The sequence below is a fragment of the Bdellovibrio sp. HCB-162 genome (assembly GCF_047344985.1).
Lineage (GTDB): Bacteria > Bdellovibrionota > Bdellovibrionia > Bdellovibrionales > Bdellovibrionaceae > Bdellovibrio.
Genome location: NZ_CP178861.1, coordinates 1,539,734 through 1,556,893 on the forward strand (window position 1 = coordinate 1,539,734; position 17,160 = coordinate 1,556,893).

Annotated in this window: 17 protein-coding genes and 1 tRNA gene; 11 read left to right on the forward strand and 7 right to left on the reverse strand. The window is 44.6% G+C overall.

Translation table 11 applies throughout. The features are described from left to right. Window positions 1-5 precede the first annotated feature (5 nt). The 7 genes from fni (at window position 6) to ACLSSO_RS07525 (ending at window position 6,782) form a co-directional block, all read left to right on the forward strand. On the forward strand, window positions 6-1,049 hold the full coding sequence (fni, locus tag ACLSSO_RS07495) for a type 2 isopentenyl-diphosphate Delta-isomerase (protein WP_295904692.1): 1,044 nt from the start codon (window positions 6-8) through the stop codon (window positions 1,047-1,049). Continuing rightward, window positions 1,046-2,362, forward strand: coding sequence for a hydroxymethylglutaryl-CoA reductase, degradative (locus ACLSSO_RS07500; RefSeq protein WP_413944536.1), 1,317 nt, complete (start codon window positions 1,046-1,048; stop codon window positions 2,360-2,362). Before fni ends, ACLSSO_RS07500 begins: the two co-directional genes overlap by 4 nt. A gap of 10 nt (window positions 2,363-2,372) precedes the next feature. Beyond that, a complete protein-coding gene (locus ACLSSO_RS07505) occupies window positions 2,373-3,272 on the forward strand; it encodes a hypothetical protein (protein ID WP_413944537.1) in 900 nt (299 codons plus the stop codon). Continuing rightward, a complete protein-coding gene (locus tag ACLSSO_RS07510; protein ID WP_413944538.1) occupies window positions 3,269-4,249 on the forward strand; it encodes a diphosphomevalonate/mevalonate 3,5-bisphosphate decarboxylase family protein in 981 nt (326 codons plus the stop codon). The genes ACLSSO_RS07505 and ACLSSO_RS07510 overlap by 4 nt, the downstream gene beginning before the upstream one ends. Continuing rightward, window positions 4,239-5,126 (forward strand): mevalonate kinase, encoded by an 888-nt coding sequence (locus ACLSSO_RS07515; RefSeq protein ID WP_413944539.1) that lies wholly within the window; start codon window positions 4,239-4,241, stop codon window positions 5,124-5,126. The genes ACLSSO_RS07510 and ACLSSO_RS07515 overlap by 11 nt, the downstream gene beginning before the upstream one ends. 28 nt (window positions 5,127-5,154) lie before the next feature. Continuing rightward, window positions 5,155-5,856 (forward strand): DNA alkylation repair protein, encoded by a 702-nt coding sequence (locus ACLSSO_RS07520; RefSeq protein WP_413944540.1) that lies wholly within the window; start codon window positions 5,155-5,157, stop codon window positions 5,854-5,856. Between the two features lie 89 nt (window positions 5,857-5,945). Then, window positions 5,946-6,782, forward strand: a complete 837-nt coding sequence (locus ACLSSO_RS07525) for a trypsin-like serine protease (RefSeq protein ID WP_413944541.1) — start codon at window positions 5,946-5,948, stop codon at window positions 6,780-6,782. On the opposite strand, the gene ACLSSO_RS07530 is transcribed toward ACLSSO_RS07525, so the two are convergent. From ACLSSO_RS07530 to rsmG, 4 genes are read right to left on the reverse strand one after another with little or no spacing between them, the layout of a single operon-like run. Continuing rightward, complete coding sequence (locus tag ACLSSO_RS07530) at window positions 6,783-7,541, reverse strand: TrmH family RNA methyltransferase (RefSeq protein ID WP_413944542.1); 759 nt, start codon at window positions 7,539-7,541, stop codon at window positions 6,783-6,785. A gap of 12 nt (window positions 7,542-7,553) precedes the next feature. After that, window positions 7,554-7,967 (reverse strand): hypothetical protein, encoded by a 414-nt coding sequence (locus tag ACLSSO_RS07535; RefSeq protein WP_413944543.1) that lies wholly within the window; start codon window positions 7,965-7,967, stop codon window positions 7,554-7,556. Then, a complete protein-coding gene (locus ACLSSO_RS07540; protein WP_413944544.1) occupies window positions 7,964-9,091 on the reverse strand; it encodes a winged helix-turn-helix domain-containing protein in 1,128 nt (375 codons plus the stop codon). Before ACLSSO_RS07540 ends, ACLSSO_RS07535 begins: the two co-directional genes overlap by 4 nt. Beyond that, window positions 9,091-9,960: a 16S rRNA (guanine(527)-N(7))-methyltransferase RsmG gene (gene rsmG / locus ACLSSO_RS07545; protein WP_295905718.1), complete on the reverse strand. Its 870-nt coding sequence runs from the start codon at window positions 9,958-9,960 to the stop codon at window positions 9,091-9,093. The genes ACLSSO_RS07540 and rsmG overlap by 1 nt, the downstream gene beginning before the upstream one ends. Window positions 9,961-10,070: 110 nt before the next feature. Here rsmG and pheS point away from each other — a divergent pair, with 110 nt between their 5' ends. From pheS to ACLSSO_RS07565, 4 genes are all read left to right on the forward strand, one after another. Next, complete coding sequence (pheS, locus tag ACLSSO_RS07550; RefSeq protein ID WP_295905716.1) at window positions 10,071-11,096, forward strand: phenylalanine--tRNA ligase subunit alpha; 1,026 nt, start codon at window positions 10,071-10,073, stop codon at window positions 11,094-11,096. After that, window positions 11,093-13,534, forward strand: a complete 2,442-nt coding sequence (gene pheT, locus ACLSSO_RS07555; protein ID WP_413944545.1) for a phenylalanine--tRNA ligase subunit beta — start codon at window positions 11,093-11,095, stop codon at window positions 13,532-13,534. Before pheS ends, pheT begins: the two co-directional genes overlap by 4 nt. A 93-nt stretch (window positions 13,535-13,627) precedes the next feature. Then, window positions 13,628-13,966, forward strand: coding sequence for an integration host factor subunit alpha (locus ACLSSO_RS07560; RefSeq protein WP_063208455.1), 339 nt, complete (start codon window positions 13,628-13,630; stop codon window positions 13,964-13,966). Further along, window positions 13,932-14,480, forward strand: coding sequence for a MerR family transcriptional regulator (locus ACLSSO_RS07565; protein WP_413944546.1), 549 nt, complete (start codon window positions 13,932-13,934; stop codon window positions 14,478-14,480). Before ACLSSO_RS07560 ends, ACLSSO_RS07565 begins: the two co-directional genes overlap by 35 nt. 32 nt (window positions 14,481-14,512) lie before the next feature. Here ACLSSO_RS07565 and ACLSSO_RS07570 read toward each other — a convergent pair whose 3' ends face one another. The 3 genes from ACLSSO_RS07570 to ACLSSO_RS07580 all read right to left on the reverse strand — a co-directional run bounded on the left by ACLSSO_RS07570 (window position 14,513) and on the right by ACLSSO_RS07580 (window position 17,082). Continuing rightward, a complete protein-coding gene (locus ACLSSO_RS07570) occupies window positions 14,513-16,459 on the reverse strand; it encodes a hypothetical protein (protein WP_413944547.1) in 1,947 nt (648 codons plus the stop codon). Window positions 16,460-16,559: 100 nt separating this feature from the next. After that, complete coding sequence (locus ACLSSO_RS07575; RefSeq protein ID WP_413944548.1) at window positions 16,560-16,985, reverse strand: bis(5'-nucleosyl)-tetraphosphatase; 426 nt, start codon at window positions 16,983-16,985, stop codon at window positions 16,560-16,562. 20 nt (window positions 16,986-17,005) lie between these two features. Further along, window positions 17,006-17,082: transfer RNA gene (locus ACLSSO_RS07580), tRNA-Pro, on the reverse strand. Between the last annotated feature and the right edge of the window lie 78 nt (window positions 17,083-17,160).

A 17,160-nucleotide genomic window follows, 5' to 3' on the forward strand; every position in this document is an offset into this window, starting at 1 on the left:
AGCCCATGAACGAGTCTAACTCCCAGTTTGAACAAAGAAAGCGCGATCATATTAGAATCGCGCTGGATCCAAGGTCTCAGACCGATGGACAAAATGGATTAGACTCGATCGAATTGATTCATGAGGCTCTGCCTGAAATGGATTTTAAAGAGGTCGATATTTCGACCTCTTTTGTTTTTAACGGGGATGCAATTCCTCTTTCTTCTCCGATCTTTATTTCCTCTATGACTGCGGGCCACGAGAAGGGCCGCGAAATCAACGAAGCTTTAGCCAGACTCAGTGACCGTCGCCAGATTTTAATGGGCGTGGGGTCGCAACGTCGTGAGCTGGAGGATTCCAATGCTGCCGAGGAATGGGCTCGTGTGCGTAAACAAGCGCCGAAAGCCAAACTTCTTGGAAATATTGGAATCGCTCAGCTGATTAAATCTCCGATTGATAAAGTGCGCAGACTTGTGGACTCCACAGAGGCTGTGGCATTGTTTATTCATCTCAATCCCTTGCAGGAAGCTTTGCAACCTGAGGGAACTCGCGACTTCAAAAATGGCCTTAACGCCATTGAGAATCTTGTGAAGATGGTGAATGTTCCTGTTATCGTGAAAGAAGTCGGTTGCGGGTTTTCAAAAGAAACTCTGAAACGACTTGAGGGCACAGGAATTTTTGCTGTCGATGTGAGTGGCAAAGGTGGAACGCACTGGGGCCGTGTAGAAGGCTATCGTTCGCAAGAATCTGAGATGCTTTACAAAGTCGCTCAGACTTTTTCGAATTGGGGTATCAGCACTGTGCAATCAATGCTCAATGCGAAGGAAGCTCGTGTGCCTTTTGAAATCTGGGCTTCTGGCGGCGTAAGAAATGGTCTAGAAATTGGTAAGTTATGTGCCTTGGGTGCTGCGAAGGTCGGAGTGGCAAAACCATTCCTGGAAGCAGCTTTAAATGGGGACGGAGCTCTGGAAGAGCTTCTTAATAAACTCGAACTTGAACTGAAGATCACGATGTTCTGTACCGGTTCAAGAACTCTGAAAGACCTTCAGACGAAGAGGGTGACACAATGACAAAACAACTCCATGACATCTTCAAAGGTTTCTCAAAACTTTCCCGCGAGGAAAGACTTAAAGCTCTGATGGAAGTCGGCGTACTTCATGATTCAGACGTGGATTACATCGCTAAGGGCGGTCTTCGTGACACAGCTCTCGGTGAAAAGTTTATTGAAAACGTGATTGGTTATTTCCAACTTCCTCTAGGCGTTGCTACGAACTTCCGCATTGATGGCAAAGACTATGTCATCCCAATGGCCGTGGAAGAAACTTCGATTGTGGCGGCTGTTTGTAAGTCGGCGAAATGGATTCGCGAATCGGGTTCTATCACAACAGAAGTTGTGGGAACTGAGATCATCGGTCAAATTCAATGCGCGAAGATCAAAGACTACGCGACATTTGAAAAACAAATTTTAGCTCAGAAAAACTATCTAATTGAAATCTCCAACCGTGAAGTGGCGTTCGGACTTGTTCGCCGTGGTGGTGGAGTGCGTGATATTCAAGTGCGCCGTGTTCCTCGCGGCGATGGCACTGACATGGCGGTGGTTCACGTTTTGATGGACCCTTGCGATGCCATGGGTGCAAATATCATGAATCAAGTTTGTGAATATTTGAAAGAGCCGATCGAGACTTTCACAGGTGAAAAGGTCACAATGTGCATCCTTTCAAACCTTGTGGATTCTAAAATCACTCGTGCGACGGTTCATATCACGGACATTGACCCTGAGTTGGCTGAAAAAATTGAAGAAGCTTCTTTGTTTGCGCAGCAAGATCCATATCGTGCAGCCACGAACAACAAAGGCGTTCTTAACGGTATCGATCCGATTTTGATTGCGACAGGCAATGACTGGCGCGCAGTTGAAGCGGGTATTCATGCTTACGCCGCTCGCGATGGTCAATATCGTTCGATCACTCGTTGGTTCCGTGACGGTGAAGGTGGACTTAAAGGGATCTTTGAAGCTCCGTTGATCGTGGGCACTGTGGGTGGTGTGACAACTCTTCATCCGACAGCAATGATGTGCATGAAGATGCTCGGAACGACTTCAGCCAATGAACTTTCTCGCGTGATTGCAGCTGTGGGCCTTGTGCAAAACTTGGGAGCTTTGAAAGCTTTAACGACAGTGGGAATCATCGAAGGCCATATGAAACTTCATACGAAGAATCTGGCTTTGGGTGCGGGGGCTGAAGAAAAAGAAATTCCTCTTGTGCAAAAGAAATTAGAAGAGATCTTGGCTGTTCGTAAGCGCATTTCTTTAAGCAACGCGATCGACGTTCTTAAAGAGCTTCGTTCTACACAAAGAGCTTCTTCGACGCCGCAACATCACTCTTAAGGGTGCGGCCATGTCTTTGGTCTATTCAATTCCAGGAAAAACATTTCTAGCCGGTGAGTATCTGGCCCTTCACGGAGGGCCGGCATTAGTTTTTCTTTCTCAACCTTGTTTTGAGTTGGAAGTGACTAAAGGAGCAGGCAGTAAAGGCACGATTCACAAAGAATCTCCGGCGGGCCGCTTTATGCAAAAGCATGAAGATTATTTTCTGCAATTCGATCTCAATTTCAAAGATGCTTATGCGGGACGTGGAGGCTTTGGTGCTTCGACGGCGCAGTTTTTAGGTGTCTATGCTTTATGGCTTCATAAAGAGGCTCACCACCAAGATATGGAAAAGATCTTGGATTTTAAACATCTTCTAGAAGCGTACTACGAAGTCGCTTGGGACGGTGTGGGTCGCAGGCCGAGTGGTGCCGACCTTGTAGGACAGCTTAAAGGCGCTTTGACGTTCTTCGATAAACGCCAGGGTTTGATCTCAGTTAAAAGTTGGCCTTTTGAGGATTTAGAATTCTTCTTGATCCACACGGGCAACAAGGTCGCCACTCACGAACATCTAAAAAAGCTATCAGACTTTGATAGCAGCTCTTTAGAGAAAAGTTTTACGCTTATCCGTGATTCCTTCGACAAACAACAAAGTGAATTGTTTGTTGATGGTGTGAACTCTTATGCGGCGGCTTTAAAAGATTTGGGATTCACTTGCGACGAAACTTTAGAGCTTTTAGAAAAACTCAAAGTTTTAAAAGGTGTTAAAGCCGTTAAAGGTTGTGGAGCGTTGGGAGCAGACGTTGTTCTTGCCGTGACGGCGAAGGGCGAACATCAGTCCCTTCACGATTATTGCTCTCAGCACTCTCTTTCTATTCTTTCTTCTTCTGGAAAAATCTCTTCAGGACTTCAGGTTCGAGGCTCGTTATGAATCAAGTTTTAGTTTCAGCTCCGTCAAACATTGCGCTTATTAAGTACATGGGGAAAATCGAAGGCTCAGGCAATAAGCCGACGAATGCGTCTTTGTCTTATACTCTTGAGAATCTCAGAACCTTTGTGCGTTTGACGGAAATTGAAGGCAACCAAGATCAATGGAAGCCTTTGGTGCGCGAAGATCTGGAAAAAATCGAACTTTCTGATAAAGGACTGCAACGCTTTATCAAGCACTTGCAAAACTTAAAATCGAAGTGGGGCGTTACTCAAAGTTTCCTTATTGAATCCGCGAATAACTTTCCTTCCGACTGCGGTCTTGCAAGTTCGGCTTCTAGTTTTGCGGCGCTCACGTTAGCGGCCTCTGAGATGTTTCAAAAGATCAATCCTCAACCTTGGGGAAATGACAAAAAAGTTTTGTCTGAACTTTCTCGTCAAGGATCGGGGTCTTCTTGTCGCTCTTTGTACAGTCCTTGGGCTTTGTGGAAAGAAGAATACGCGCAACCCATGAATCTTCCAGTGACTCATCTTCATCATATGGTCGTTGTGGTTGAAGCATCAAAAAAGGAAGTCTCAAGTTCAGAGGCGCACAAGCTTGTTACAACAAGCCCAAGATTCCACGGGCGTCCCGAGCGTGCGGAGCTTCGTTTGGCGGATTTATCTCAAGCTTTGCAGTTTAACGACTGGCATATGGCTCGCCAAATCGTGTGGGATGAGTTCATAGATATGCATCGTTTATTTGAAACAAGTCAGCCGCCGTTTAGTTACATGACCGACGGTTCAAAAGCCGTTTTGGAAGACTGTCAAAAATTCTGGAACAGATGGCAAGATGGTCCTTTGGTGACCATGGATGCAGGTGCCAATGTGCACATGCTTTTCAGATACGATCAAAAGAAAACTTTTGAAGAGTATCGCGAGCATTTTAAAAAGAATTTCAAAATCTTGGCATTTGAAGGCGTAAAAGAAAATGTCCATTAACTTCACCTGCAAAGCTTTTGGAAAATGGATTCTCGCTGGGGAGCACGCGGTTTTGCGTGGGGTGCCTGCGTTGGTTTTTCCCATTCAATCGCGCAATCTAGAGCTTAGTTATTCTCAGAGTGACAGTCCTTTAGAGCTTCGTTTGATTGGTGATCATGGTAAAGATCTGCAATTGCTGGTTTGGGGCGTTTTAGAAAAAGCCTGTGAACTAAAAAGAATCTCTCGTGGCGATCTTAAGGGAACCTTGCTTCTTGAATCCTCGATTCCCGTCGGGGCAGGAATGGGAGCTTCGGCTGCGCTCTGTGTGGCTTTAACTCGTTGGTTGGGTTTTTTAGGTTACGTCAAAGAAGAAGAGTACTACGAATTCGCCCGCACTTTGGAAAATCTTTTCCACGGTGAAAGCAGTGGAGTGGATATTGCCGTCGCTCTTTCAGGTGAAGGTCTTTATTTTATCCGCAATGGAGAACGCAAACCTTTGCAAACGGCGTGGCAGCCTCATTGGTATATCTCTTACTCTGGTAAAAGAGGTGTCACTGTTGATGCCGTGAACAAGGTGAAGGATTTGCTTCTTAAAAATCCAAGTCTTGGTGAGAAGATTGACGCAAAAATGGGTAAAGCCGTTGAAATTGCAGAGCGCGCATTAAAAATGGACGCCAAAGAAGGTCTTCCAGTTTTGGCAGAGGCCATTGACCTAGCCGGTCAGTGTTTTGACCAATGGAGCCTCAATGAAGGGGCGCCAGCAAAACACATCGAATGGCTGCGTGAGCAAGGTGCCTTGGCAGTGAAGCCAACGGGCTCCGGCGGTGGCGGTTATGTATTGTCACTGTGGGACCGCGAACCTAGCGCAGAAGTTTTAGAAAAACTGATCCCTTGTTAAGGAAAAAGGTACCTGGTACCTTTTTCCTATGGTTAAAGAAATCCAAAAAGACATTCGCAAATCTGCCGATGCCACTCGCGCCAAAAATCTGAAAAGATTTTTTAAGACGGGGCCGGGTGAGTATGGAGAGGGTGATGTCTTTATTGGTCTCACAGTTCCTCAATCACGGGCCTTTGCAAAAAAATATTTTGCAACTCCTCTTAAAGATCTTGAAACGCTTTTAAAATCCGAAATTCACGAAGAGCGTTTGATTGCTTTGATCATTTTATCCAATCGTTTTGCAAAAGCTGAGGAGCGTGAGAAGTTTCAGATTTATAAACTTTATCTGAAGAATACCAAATATATTAACAACTGGGATCTTGTTGATACATCCGCTGAATACATTGTTGGCGGTTATCTTTATGACAAAGACCGAAAAGTTCTGCAAAAACTCGCAAAATCAAAAAGTCTGTGGGAGCGTCGAATTGCGATGCTTTCGACTTTTCATTTTATCAAGAAGGGCGAATGCAAAGAGACCCTTCGTATCGCCAAGATTCTTTTAAAAGACGAGCACGACCTTATTCATAAAGCGAGTGGCTGGATGTTAAGAGAAATGGGAAAACGTGTGAGTGAAAAAGAACTCCGCGGGTTCCTCGAGAAGTATGCATCCAAGATGCCAAGGACGATGCTTCGTTATTCCATCGAAAAATTTTCTTCCAAAGATCGCCGGTATTATTTGGATTTGAAATAGCTGTCCTCAAAATCTCTGTGCGTCATCCGTATTTTTGGTGACACTCCATAAACCCTGCAATAGGTCTCCATCTTAAGAGGGAGGGGAGTATGAGGGGACTCTTTTTTGTTCTATTGTGGGGCGCACAATCTTTTGCACTGACGAATGCGATTCCTGCGGAAACGCCAGAGCTGGAGTCGACTGTATTTTACAGTGCCACTTCTTATGATCCAGAAGCCAAAGAAGAAATGCCTGGTTACTGCAATGGCAATCTGGTTTCGAATCGTGTGATGATCACGGCCGCTCATTGTGTTTTTATTGCAGAAGCATTGAATTCGCGCGAAATCGATCTTCAAGTGGGCGAGTATCGCTACGTGAAAACGCCAGCAGGCGAAACACGTCGCATCGGTTATGCTCCTGTTCTACGCGAAAAAGTAAATGCGCAGTTTTTCTTTATTCAAGACCTTAAACGTCGTTTGGATTCATCGGGTGTTCGTCTAAGAATCGGTCCCTCGGAAGATGTAGCGGTGGTGGTATTTGATAGACCCTTGTCACTCAAAGAAAACTTCCGTTTTACACAAGTAGCTTCCGCAAAGGATTTGGCCGGAGTTCTGCCTCAGGTCTTGAACTATTGGCCTACCGTCGTGACGATCAATCCCTTCGAAGAGATTTCCACGAACGACACAAAAAGAATGGCGAAACTTGATAATCTCACAAAAGGTTCGGGTAATTTAGAATCAAAATCGAAAGCTCGTGTTCAAGCTGGCGACAGCGGGGCACCACTCTTCGTAAGAATTGGAACAGAATGGAAACAACTCGGCGTCGTGAAGGGCCGTGCAGAAACATTGTTTTCAAATTGGGATGTCTACGGACTTTTAGATCAAAAGATGTGCGATATCGCAAAGCAAGTCACTGATGCCGAAATGAAAACCCTGCTTTGCAAATAATTATTTTTGAGAAGAAGCGTAGCTGAACAGAGCAATACTGGCAGCTACGGTTGCATTCAAGGATTCAACACCTTGAGTGTGAACCGAAAGTCTTTTAAGACCTTTAAGTCCACTAAAACCAGGGCCCTCTTCGCCAATTGCCAGGCGCACATTTTTAGGCCATTTGAAAGTGGCGACATTTTCGCCTTTCATATCGAGAGCGAAAATCTCTTCGTTGTTGCTCGCAACAAAATCAGCAAACTTTCCGGTTTTCACCAAAGGCAATTTTAACAAAGCACCTGCGGAAGCTTTAATAGCTTTTGGATGATAAGGATTGCAGCTTTCTTCCGTCAAAATCATTTTGCTTGCGCCAAACGCCAACGCTGAACGGGCCAAAGCGCCAAGATTGGAAGGATCTCCTAAAGGAGAAACCACTTCCAAGCCCTGAGTACTTGCAGAAGTTAAGGGTTCAATCTCTTTAGGCTCAAGCACCAAAAGATTGTAGTGAGTGCCAACAACGTCGATTTCGTTAAAAAGAGCCTTAGGCAATTTAAAAACCGGAATACGCTGACCACGCAATGTGGGAGCTGTCAAAGTGATGGACTTAAGATCTTCGTGAACAATCTCACCTTTGATTTTGAAATTCGGATTTTCCAAAAACTCACCAATCAGTTTTTCTCCCATAAGAATAAACTCATTGTGCTTCTTAATGCCGCGAGCGGAAGAAAGATCCGCCCAGCGTCTGAAATGGTCATTGGTTTTGGAGCTGATTTCAATCACAGAAAGAAGATCCTATTTCGTGCGATAAAGTTTTAGATCCAGGAAACGGTGCGAACCCGTTGCGATACGAAGCTTTGTGCCTTCGTAATCTCTGAAAATCACAAATGCCGTCTCATGGTTTTCGTCCATCTTCAGCTTGCCGTAGAAGATGCGATCTGCCGATAAGAACCACCCTGACGCTTTACGAGTGAAAAGAGCTGCTGATTGTATTTGAATGGAAGAACGCTCTGGCTCCATGTCTTTTTGATCGATATTGATATACCAAACCGAGTTGTGTCCGTAAGCAACCCATTCGCCTTGCAAATCTTCGGTGAAAATAGATTCGCGATCAATGCTCGTTGGCCATGGAACGGTAGGACCGTCTCCGGAGCGGGCAAGTGCAACAACACTAAAAAGAATCAAAAGAAGTGAGGTTAGGAACTTCATAGAGATGCTTCCTCCAAGTTCTTAAATTGGACAATGGACTGTTGGTTAAAATAATATCCTTTGCGATCGCGCAGGATGTAGCGTGGACTTTCCAAATCAGGTTCGATCAAAGTGCGAAGACGTTTGATCGAAACGTAAATCAAGTTGTCATGCAAATCCGGATCGTAAATCTGACTCCAGATTTTAGAAACCAGATCTTCTTTTGAATAACGTTGACCCGGATTTTTAATAAAGAGCAGCGCGAGATCAAAAAGAATGTGCTGATTTTTAAAATCAATCGGCCCTTTGGTTTTCTCACTGACAAAACGGCTTTTTTCATCAATTTGGAAATCATAGTGAGGCTTAAGACCGTTTAGATTTTCAGGACAAATCGCAGCGATAGATTTATAAAGTCTTGGTGCTTTGGTGCGCTCAAGACCTTTAAGAGCCAGCTCTCCGTAAATTTTAAACTGCTCATCTTGATTTTGCAGACGGTGAACACGAGCCAACTGCGCTAGAACGCCAGAGATCGAAAGAAGAAACCCATGCTGCTTGGCGTGTTCATAGTTTTTCCAAAGAACGTCCAATGCCTGATCGTAAAGACCTTTTTCAATATAGATATAACCGCGAATGGTCTTAGCTGTGAAATCCAATTCAGGATTGTCGATTTCGCTTAGTAGAACTTCAATTTTATCTAAATTCAAAAGAGCTTGCGAATGATTTTTAGGATCAAAAGAAAGGCTGAAAGCGCAAATCAATAAGGCACGAGCCAAAGTGTCGAGATCACGACTTTGAGTCGCTTTTGCAATCGCCGAGTTTAAGTAAGCTTGAGACTCATCTACTTTTTCCTGAGCGCGCAACCAAGAGCCGATCAAAGTTTCCGCTTGTGCTTGATGAGCTTCAGAAAGAACGCCGGAAGAAAGAAGATCCAAAACTTCCGTCATCACGGACTGTGCTAAAGGGATTTCCTCAAGCTCTACGCAAGATTGGAAATAGATACGAGCCGACTCAAGCCAAAATGCTGCTTCTTTTTCTTTGGAAAAAAGAGCGAGACCGTCCCCAGCCGTCAAACGGGCTTCGTGCAAGTCGCCTTTGCGCGCTTGCAATCGAGCTAGTTGTAAGAGGTGAGGGACTTGTATCGTCATTAGTATTTAGCCCAGCGCTTTTTCTCTTCGCCAGAGAGTTCTTCTAAAAGAAGTTCTTCACCTTCGTCCTCTTCAGGCAAAGGCATGTTCTTGATTTTTTCGTAAACAACCAAGCGACGTTCATGCGGAGAATTTGGCAAAGTGTAAGCGACATCCTCAACAAGCTTGTAGTATTCGCTCCAGTTTTTCTTTGCGGCGATGATCTCGGGATCAACTCCGGGACCTTTCATAAAGTAAACGCGACCGCCTACTTGCAGGCAGTTTATCACGTTACCTAAAGTGTTTCCGATATCCTCAACAGCGCGAGTGATGGCGCCATTCACGGGATAAACGCAGTATTTATTAATATTGCGACCGAGGATGTCCAAGTTTTTAAGTTTCATTTCCGAGCGCACGTGTTTTAAAAACTCCACGCGACGTTGGACGCCCTCGCCGAGAAGAATTTTTTCTTCAGGGAACATGATTTTAAGAGGAATGCCGGGGAATCCGGGGCCTGTGCCTACATCTAAAAGAGGAAACTGAAGCTTCGTATACTTCATGATGATAATGCTATCGATGAAGTGTTTAATAGCAATGTCACGAAGCTTAAGAAGACGAGTGAAGTTTTCTTTTTCTTGGTTGAGCATCAGCAGACGATAGAAGTGCGCAAGCTGCATTCTTTGCTCGTGATTGACCATCGTAAAGTCGTGATTGCGAAAGACATCCGCCAGACGATCGTTGGCCTCATTGAGCTCATAAATCAACTCAGGCTTTTTATGACGCCCCATTTGTGGTCCCGAGGACGGCAAACTTGCGCCTCCAAGGCCTTTTTTGCGGCTTTCTTGGCGGGCTTTATAGGGGCTGTAGTTGGTCTTATTCTTATGAGCCATAGGGTCGGGGGAAGATAGAGCTAAAGTCCCACAATCTCAAGCCTTTTTTGCACTGTGTGAAAAAGCTAAACGCTTGAAAATACGTGGTTCTGGGGTGATTATACGGGACTATGTCGACGACCAAACTTGATTCCATTAAAGATAGCGCTCTAGCGGCTTTTAAAGCGGCCCCGAGCTCCAAAGACCTTTATGACCTCAAAGTTCAATACTTGGGGAAAAGCGGATCTCTTACAGAGATCATGAAAGAAATGGCCACTTTGCCAAAAGAAGAGAAGCCTCTTTTTGGTAAAAAAGTAAATGAAGTGAAGCAACTTCTTGAGGTGGCTTACACGGAAGCTGAAGAAAATCTCAAAAAGAAAGAGATCTCAGCGAAGATGTCAGCAGAAGAAATCGATATGACTCTTCCGGCTTTCACGCAACCTAAAGGCACGCAACATCCCGTTCACATTGTGACCGAAGAGATTTTCACAGTGATGGCGCGTTTGGGTTACAGTGTTCGCACAGGTCCACTCATTGAAAAAGATTATTATAACTTCGAAGCTTTGAATATTCCCGCAGACCATCCTGCGCGTGATATGCAAGACACGTTCTTTATCGATAAGACTCATGTGTTAAGAACACACACGTCGCCAATCCAAATTCATTCTTTGGAAACAGAGAAGTTGCCTCTTCGTGTGATCGGTACGGGTCCTGTGTTCCGTTGTGATAGCGATATTTCGCATCTTCCAAACTTCCATCAGATTGAAGCGTTGTGTGTGGATGAAAAAGTCTCTATGGCGGATCTAAAGGGTACGATCAGTTTCTTCGTTCGGGAGTTCTTCGGCCCGGGTTTAAAAACTCGTTTCCGTCCAAGCTTTTTCCCATTCACAGAACCTTCTGCGGAAGTGGATTGCTCTTGCCCAATTTGTAAAGGCAAAGGTTGCAGTCTTTGTAAACACTCTGGGTGGATTGAGATCGGCGGTTGCGGTCTTGTGAATCCGAAAGTATTCCAAGCAGCGAAAATCGAATATCCAAAATGGCAAGGTTTCGCGTTTGGATTTGGTATCGAGCGTATGGCGATTATCAAGTACGGCATTGAAGACATCCGTTTATTCCCTGAAAACGACGTAAGATTCTTAAGGCAGTTTGTAAAATGAAGATCAGTTTAAAATGGCTCCAAGATTATGTAGACGTGGCAGAGTTTTTCCAAAAACCGGAAGAACTTGCTGAGGCATTAACTCGCGCAGGCCTTGAGGTTGAAGAGATCACGAATCGCGCAAAAGATTTCAATCACGTGGTGATTGGTCACATCCTTGAAAAAGACAAACATCCGAATGCGGATAAATTATCATTGTGCCGTGTTTCGACAGGCGAGGGTGTTGTTCATCAAATCGTGTGTGGAGCACAAAACCACAAAGCTGGTGACCGTGTGATCGTGGCTTTGCCAGGTGCGGTTCTTCCAGGAAATTTCGCGATTAAAAAATCTGCGGTTCGCGGTGTGGATTCAGCAGGTATGTTGTGTTCATTAAAAGAACTCGGACTTGCGAAAGAATCTGATGGTATTGCGATCTTGCCTGCAGATGCTCCGGTTGGAAAACCTTATGCGGAGTATGCTGGATATGACGACATCACTTTTGAATTGAAGGTGACCCCGAATCGTGCGGATTGTTTAAGTCATTATGGTTTAGCTCGTGAAGTGGCTTGTCTTTTCGGTAAAGAATTAAAAGCTCCGAAAGCAGAACCAAAAACAAGTTCTCAGTCAACGAAGTCTGAAATCGCTCTTGAAGTGAAAGCTTTTGATTTGTGTCCTCGTTATACAGGTCGCTACATTAAGGGCGTAAAGGTTGGTCCTTCTCCTGAATGGCTTCAAAAACGTATTGAGAGTGTGGGACTTAACTCCATCAACAATATCGTCGACGTAACGAACTACGTGATGATGGAACTCGGTCAGCCGTTGCATGCGTTTGATGCGGCTTTCATTGGTGGTAAAAAAATCATCGTAGACCGCGCCACTGCGGGCGAAAAGTTCATCACTTTGGATGGATCTGAAATTTCTTTGAACGGTGAAGAACTCACAATCCGTGATACTTCTCATCCGGTGTGTTTGGCGGGCGTTGTGGGTGGTAAAAACTCTGGCGTTAGCGATACGACGGCGAATGTCTTTTTGGAAGCAGCTTACTTCTTGCCAATGAGTGCGCGTAAAACTTCTCGCTCTCACGGTATCGATACGGACTCTGCTTACAGATTCTCTCGCGGTGTGGATCCAGATGGAGCACTTCGTGGTTTGAACCGTGCAACCGCTTTGATTTTGGAAGTGGCTGGTGGCGAAGCTTATGGCGATCACCATGACTTCTATCCAAATCCAGTGAAGAAAGCTCCGGTTTCTATTTCTGTACAAACGGTTTCAGATCGTTTGGGTTATGAAGCGGAAGAGCATAAATTTGTCGATTTCATGAAACGTTTGGGTTGTGAAGTGGAAAAGGCGGGAAGCGCTTATAAAGTTCTTCCTCCGACATTCCGTTTCGATCTTGAGCAAGACATGGACTTGGTGGAAGAGTATGCGCGCCTGAATGGTTACGAGCATATTCCAGAAGCTTTGCCAGTATTTGCATCGGCACCGTCTCATCATGACAAAGCATTTATGCTCAATCGTACAACAAGTGAGTTGATGCGTGCGGAAGGTTTCCAGCAAGCGTTCAATTTTGCGTTTGTAGGTTCTAAAGGCGAAAAAGCTTTCTTGGGTTCTTTGGAAACGATGAAAGCGGCGGGCCTTACTTCTTCAGAAAAAGAGATTCGTATTATGAATCCTTTGAATGAAGAAATGGATGTGATGAGATCGTCATTGAGCTATGGTCTTTTCAAAAACTTGAATACGAATTTCCACTACGGAAATATGCAAGGCCGTTTGTTTGAGATCGGAAACACTTTCGCAGTGAAGGACGATGGCTCTTACGGTGAAAGCAGTCGTTTGGGTTTGGCTCTTTGGGGTAAATCATCAAATCTTTGGAATAAGTCTTTGGATTATCCAATTGTGTTTGAACTTAAAGCAGCAGTTGAAGTGTTGCTCAAATCTTTGAATATTTCTTCTTATACGTGGGTAACACCGGCGAATAAGGCCGAGGTGCCAGCGTTTATGCACCAAGGGCAATATGCTCAACTGTTGGTTGAAGGCAAGAAGGTTGGTTTTATCGGAACTCTTCATCCGGTTCTTTTGGATGATAACAAGATCCGTGTGCCAGCGGCGTTGGCGGAGTTTGATTTAGATCAGCTTTATAAAGGTCAACCTCGTCCGTATCGTATTCAAAGTGTTTCTAAGTTCCCAGTGGTAGAGCGTGATTTCGCTTTCGTGATGCCGAAGACTTTGAAAGTCGGCGACGTTATGAAAGACATTCGCAAAGCTGCTGCAGGATTGCTTGTGAATGTAGACGTCTTTGACCTTTACGAAGGGGAGAAGATGGAAGCAGGCAAAAAATCCGTCGCCATTCGTTTGTGGCTTCAGGATAAAAATGCCACACTGCAAGAAACGCAAATCAACGAAGTGACGAACAAGGTGTTAGAGAGTCTCAAAAAGAATTTTGATCTTTCTGTGAGATAAATTCTTGATTGTTTTCAGGGAGTTGCTACCCTGAAAACAAGTAACTTATGGAGTTGTTATTATATGGCAGGCCAGAACTTAGGTAAATCAACGGTGACTAAGGCCGATATCGTCGAGAACGTTTATCAAAAAATCGGTTTCTCGAAAAAAGAAGCTTCTGAACTTGTTGAGTTGTGCTTCGATACCTTGAAGGATGTTTTGCAAAACGGCGACAAGGTTAAGATTTCGGGATTTGGTAATTTCGTTGTTCGCGGTAAAAATGAAAGAATTGGTCGCAACCCACAAACTGGTGAGCAGATCAAAATCTCCGCTCGTCGCGTTCTTACGTTCCGTCCGTCTCAAGTTTTAAAGGCGATGCTGAACGGTGAAGAGTATGCTCACTTAAAAGATGAGGACGATGATGATGACGACGATTACGATGACAACGAATAGTCCAGAGAATCTCGAAGCGGAAGTGTCTGAACTTTCGCTGGGGGATCAACAATTGGAATTTATCGAAGAAGTTGAAGAGACATCAGGTCCCATCACAGCGTCAGCTCCGATTTCGATCCCAGCGATGCTTTGTGATGACAAACTTCTTGAAGAGATCAACGCCATCCCAGACAAAATGGGATTTAAAATCGGTGACGTGGCAGAGATCTTGGGAATCAAACAATACGTTCTTCGCTACTGGGAAACCGAGTTTGAAATACTTCGTCCGAAAAAAGCTTCCAACAATCAACGTATGTACACACGTAAGGATGTTGAGAATGCTCTTTTGATTCGTAAGCTTTTGCATCGCGATCGTTTTTCGATTGAAGGCGCAAGAAACGCGATGAAAGAACTAAAAGCCCATGTCCGCAAAGAAAAAGACATGAGCCAGGTTTACCACAAGCTAGAAAACCTCAACGAAAGAGTTGAAGACCTTATTCTAGACATCCGCAAAGTTCGTCAGATTTTTAAATAAAGCGATCTCCCGAAAGGGAGACCGCTGGTTCTTTAGTTCAAATGTTGGCTGTCAATTCTATAGCCGCGAATTCGAATCGTTCCGCCAAAACCAATCGCAGGACTGAAGGTGTCTTCAGAGTGTCTGTGCAGAACTTCACCTTTCCAATTCACCTTATCAACGCCCACTTTGAATTTCTTCGGTATCTGGATGTCATTTTTGATGTGCAGGATCGGTAAGTTCTGATTCTTTTTAAAGATCTCGCAGCCCGGCTGATTTTCGATTCGTACGGTGAGGCTATCGCCGTTGCCTTCACGCTGGAAGTATCTGAGTGGGCAAACGACTTCCGTGAATTTTGTTTCATTTCTGTCGTAAGTCGCAACCGTGAATTTTAAAGTCAAACCTTCGTAGATTTCTTTAAACTGGCCTACGGGGCGTTCCACTTTTTTCATGCGGGAAAGGCTTGAAGAATATTCTGTAGAGATAACAAATTGGTCTTCATAGCGTCCACAAGTTCTAACTTCTTCGCAGACATTTTCACGGCGGCATGCTGCCACTTCCGGGCCTGCGGATCTATTGATACAAGTGGCAGGAACTGAATGGCAAACAGACTTCGTTGAGCTTTCAACACAAACATTATTGGAAGTCTTTGTTGTTTTCGGTTTTTCAAGTTCACGTTCTTCAATATTCAAATAACTCGGAGAAATTTCTAAAAGATCACCTGGTTGAATAGTCAATCCTGTTTCAATCGATGAATCATTGTTGAACAGAGAAGGGCGATTAAAGCCTTGATCTGTCACTTCAGCAGAGGCTTCGCCGATCACGACGGAGCGGTCATTTAAAGGTTGCAAGCGCGTTGTACTTCTAAAAACACGGCTTCCTAAAGTATTTTCCGTGCGCTCGAAACTAAACGAAAGATTTTGTTGGAAGTCGCGATAGTCGCGGTTGAAAGTCACGCACGCCATGGCTCCAGAGCATTCTAGCTCCACTTTTTTTACATCGGGAACCTCGACAAAGAAGAGCTTCATCGCTTGATCGACGGCGAACTGCAATTGTTGATCGTAGTTACCGCGAATATCGACACTCATCGTTTGATTGCGCATGATTTTTTCTGTGTAGTAGCGAGCATCGACAGAAGCGATTCCTTTGTAGTTCGCCTTAAAGTGAATTTCCAGTTCATCGTAAATGCGGCGCTTATCAAACGTGACAGTCACTTTAGAAGCTAGATAAGGCACCATTGTTTGATAGTCGGCACGCAGGTCCACGGTGTTATTGTAAAGCGCATTTTGCAAAATGTATTGCGCCATGCTTTTACTTGTTCGCAAAGCCACGGTGAAAGGCTTCGTTAAGTCACAGTAGTCAGAAATAGAAAGATCTTTCGGAGTCACATCGAATTCACGATCGACAACTTTGATTGAGAAGGCCTTAGGGCATCCCGGCAACAAGGCGACTTTGTTACGACTGCGAGACGAGATTTCAGTTCTAAGGTCGTCCGTCTTTTTAATCAAATAGCTTTCAGGCACATTGATAAGGTCTTGTCCTTTAGGACCTGGGATTTTGTTTTCAAGACCCGAAACCATCGTCACATGAAATGGAATGCTCACGGTGCCGTCTTCGTTTTCAAGAATGGAAACGCGAGCGCCATCGGCAGTAGAAAAAGCGTAGACCTTAGGAGCAATAAATACGAAGTCCCTGTATTCCTTTTGATCTAATGTGAATAGCTGTGCATTGTAACGAGGATCAACGGGGAAGGGAGTGAGTGTCGTCAGTTGCGCTTCTTGTTTGAGACGGGCTAAAGCCTCATCCGTTACTTCTTGAGTGGTAACAGTAAGACCTGTTTTCTCATCGACGATGGTTTTTGGGGTTTTGTACTCTGTTTCAGCAACAGGTTTAGGAGTTATCGGTGAAGGTGTTAGGGGTTTATGACCGGAATTGTCTTTCTGACACGCGATAAGGGCTGTGCAGGCAAGAAGGGGAAGAAGTTGTTTTTTGTAGTTCATTGGAACCTCCGATTTTGGTTATGAAACCGGATATTTCAATGTCAGTGCCGCTCTGTATTCGAATATATTGATTTAGGGACGGTATTCGGACGGATCCGTCTTAAATCTTGGAAACTGAATTCGCCCAATCAAGAATCGCTCCTACACGCTCGCCAAGAAGGGCCTTGGCATTTTTATAGTTCACCCAACGGTATTCTTGATGCTCGGGGCGGCCCAACTCCTCGTTGATTCCCAAAGTGACGCTCTTGGTTTTAACTTCGCCAATATAATACCGAGCGATCTTTCCTTGGCTGTACGGCGGAGTTTCTTTGTAAGCTTCACCGAAAGGGAATTGCACTTTTTCAATGCCGGTTTCTTCTTGAAGTTCGCGTTTGGCTGCGGCGAGAGGATCCTCATTTTTTTCGACTTCGCCTTTTGGAAAATCCCAATAATTGTACGAACGCAAAAGTAAAAATAAAATTTCGTGATCTTCTTTGAAGATGGGAACAATTCCTGCGGAGAAACGTTTCGTTGAGTGGTCGCTCATAATTGCTCCGTGGTGGTAAATGGTCTGCGCGACTGGATTTGAACCAGCGACCTCTTGCACCCCAAGCAAGTGCTCTACCAAGCTGAGCCACGCGCAGATCAGTCATATTTAGTTTATTAAATGACATTTGAACTGTGCAAGGAGCGGCATGACATGTCAAATGTGTGAAATTACG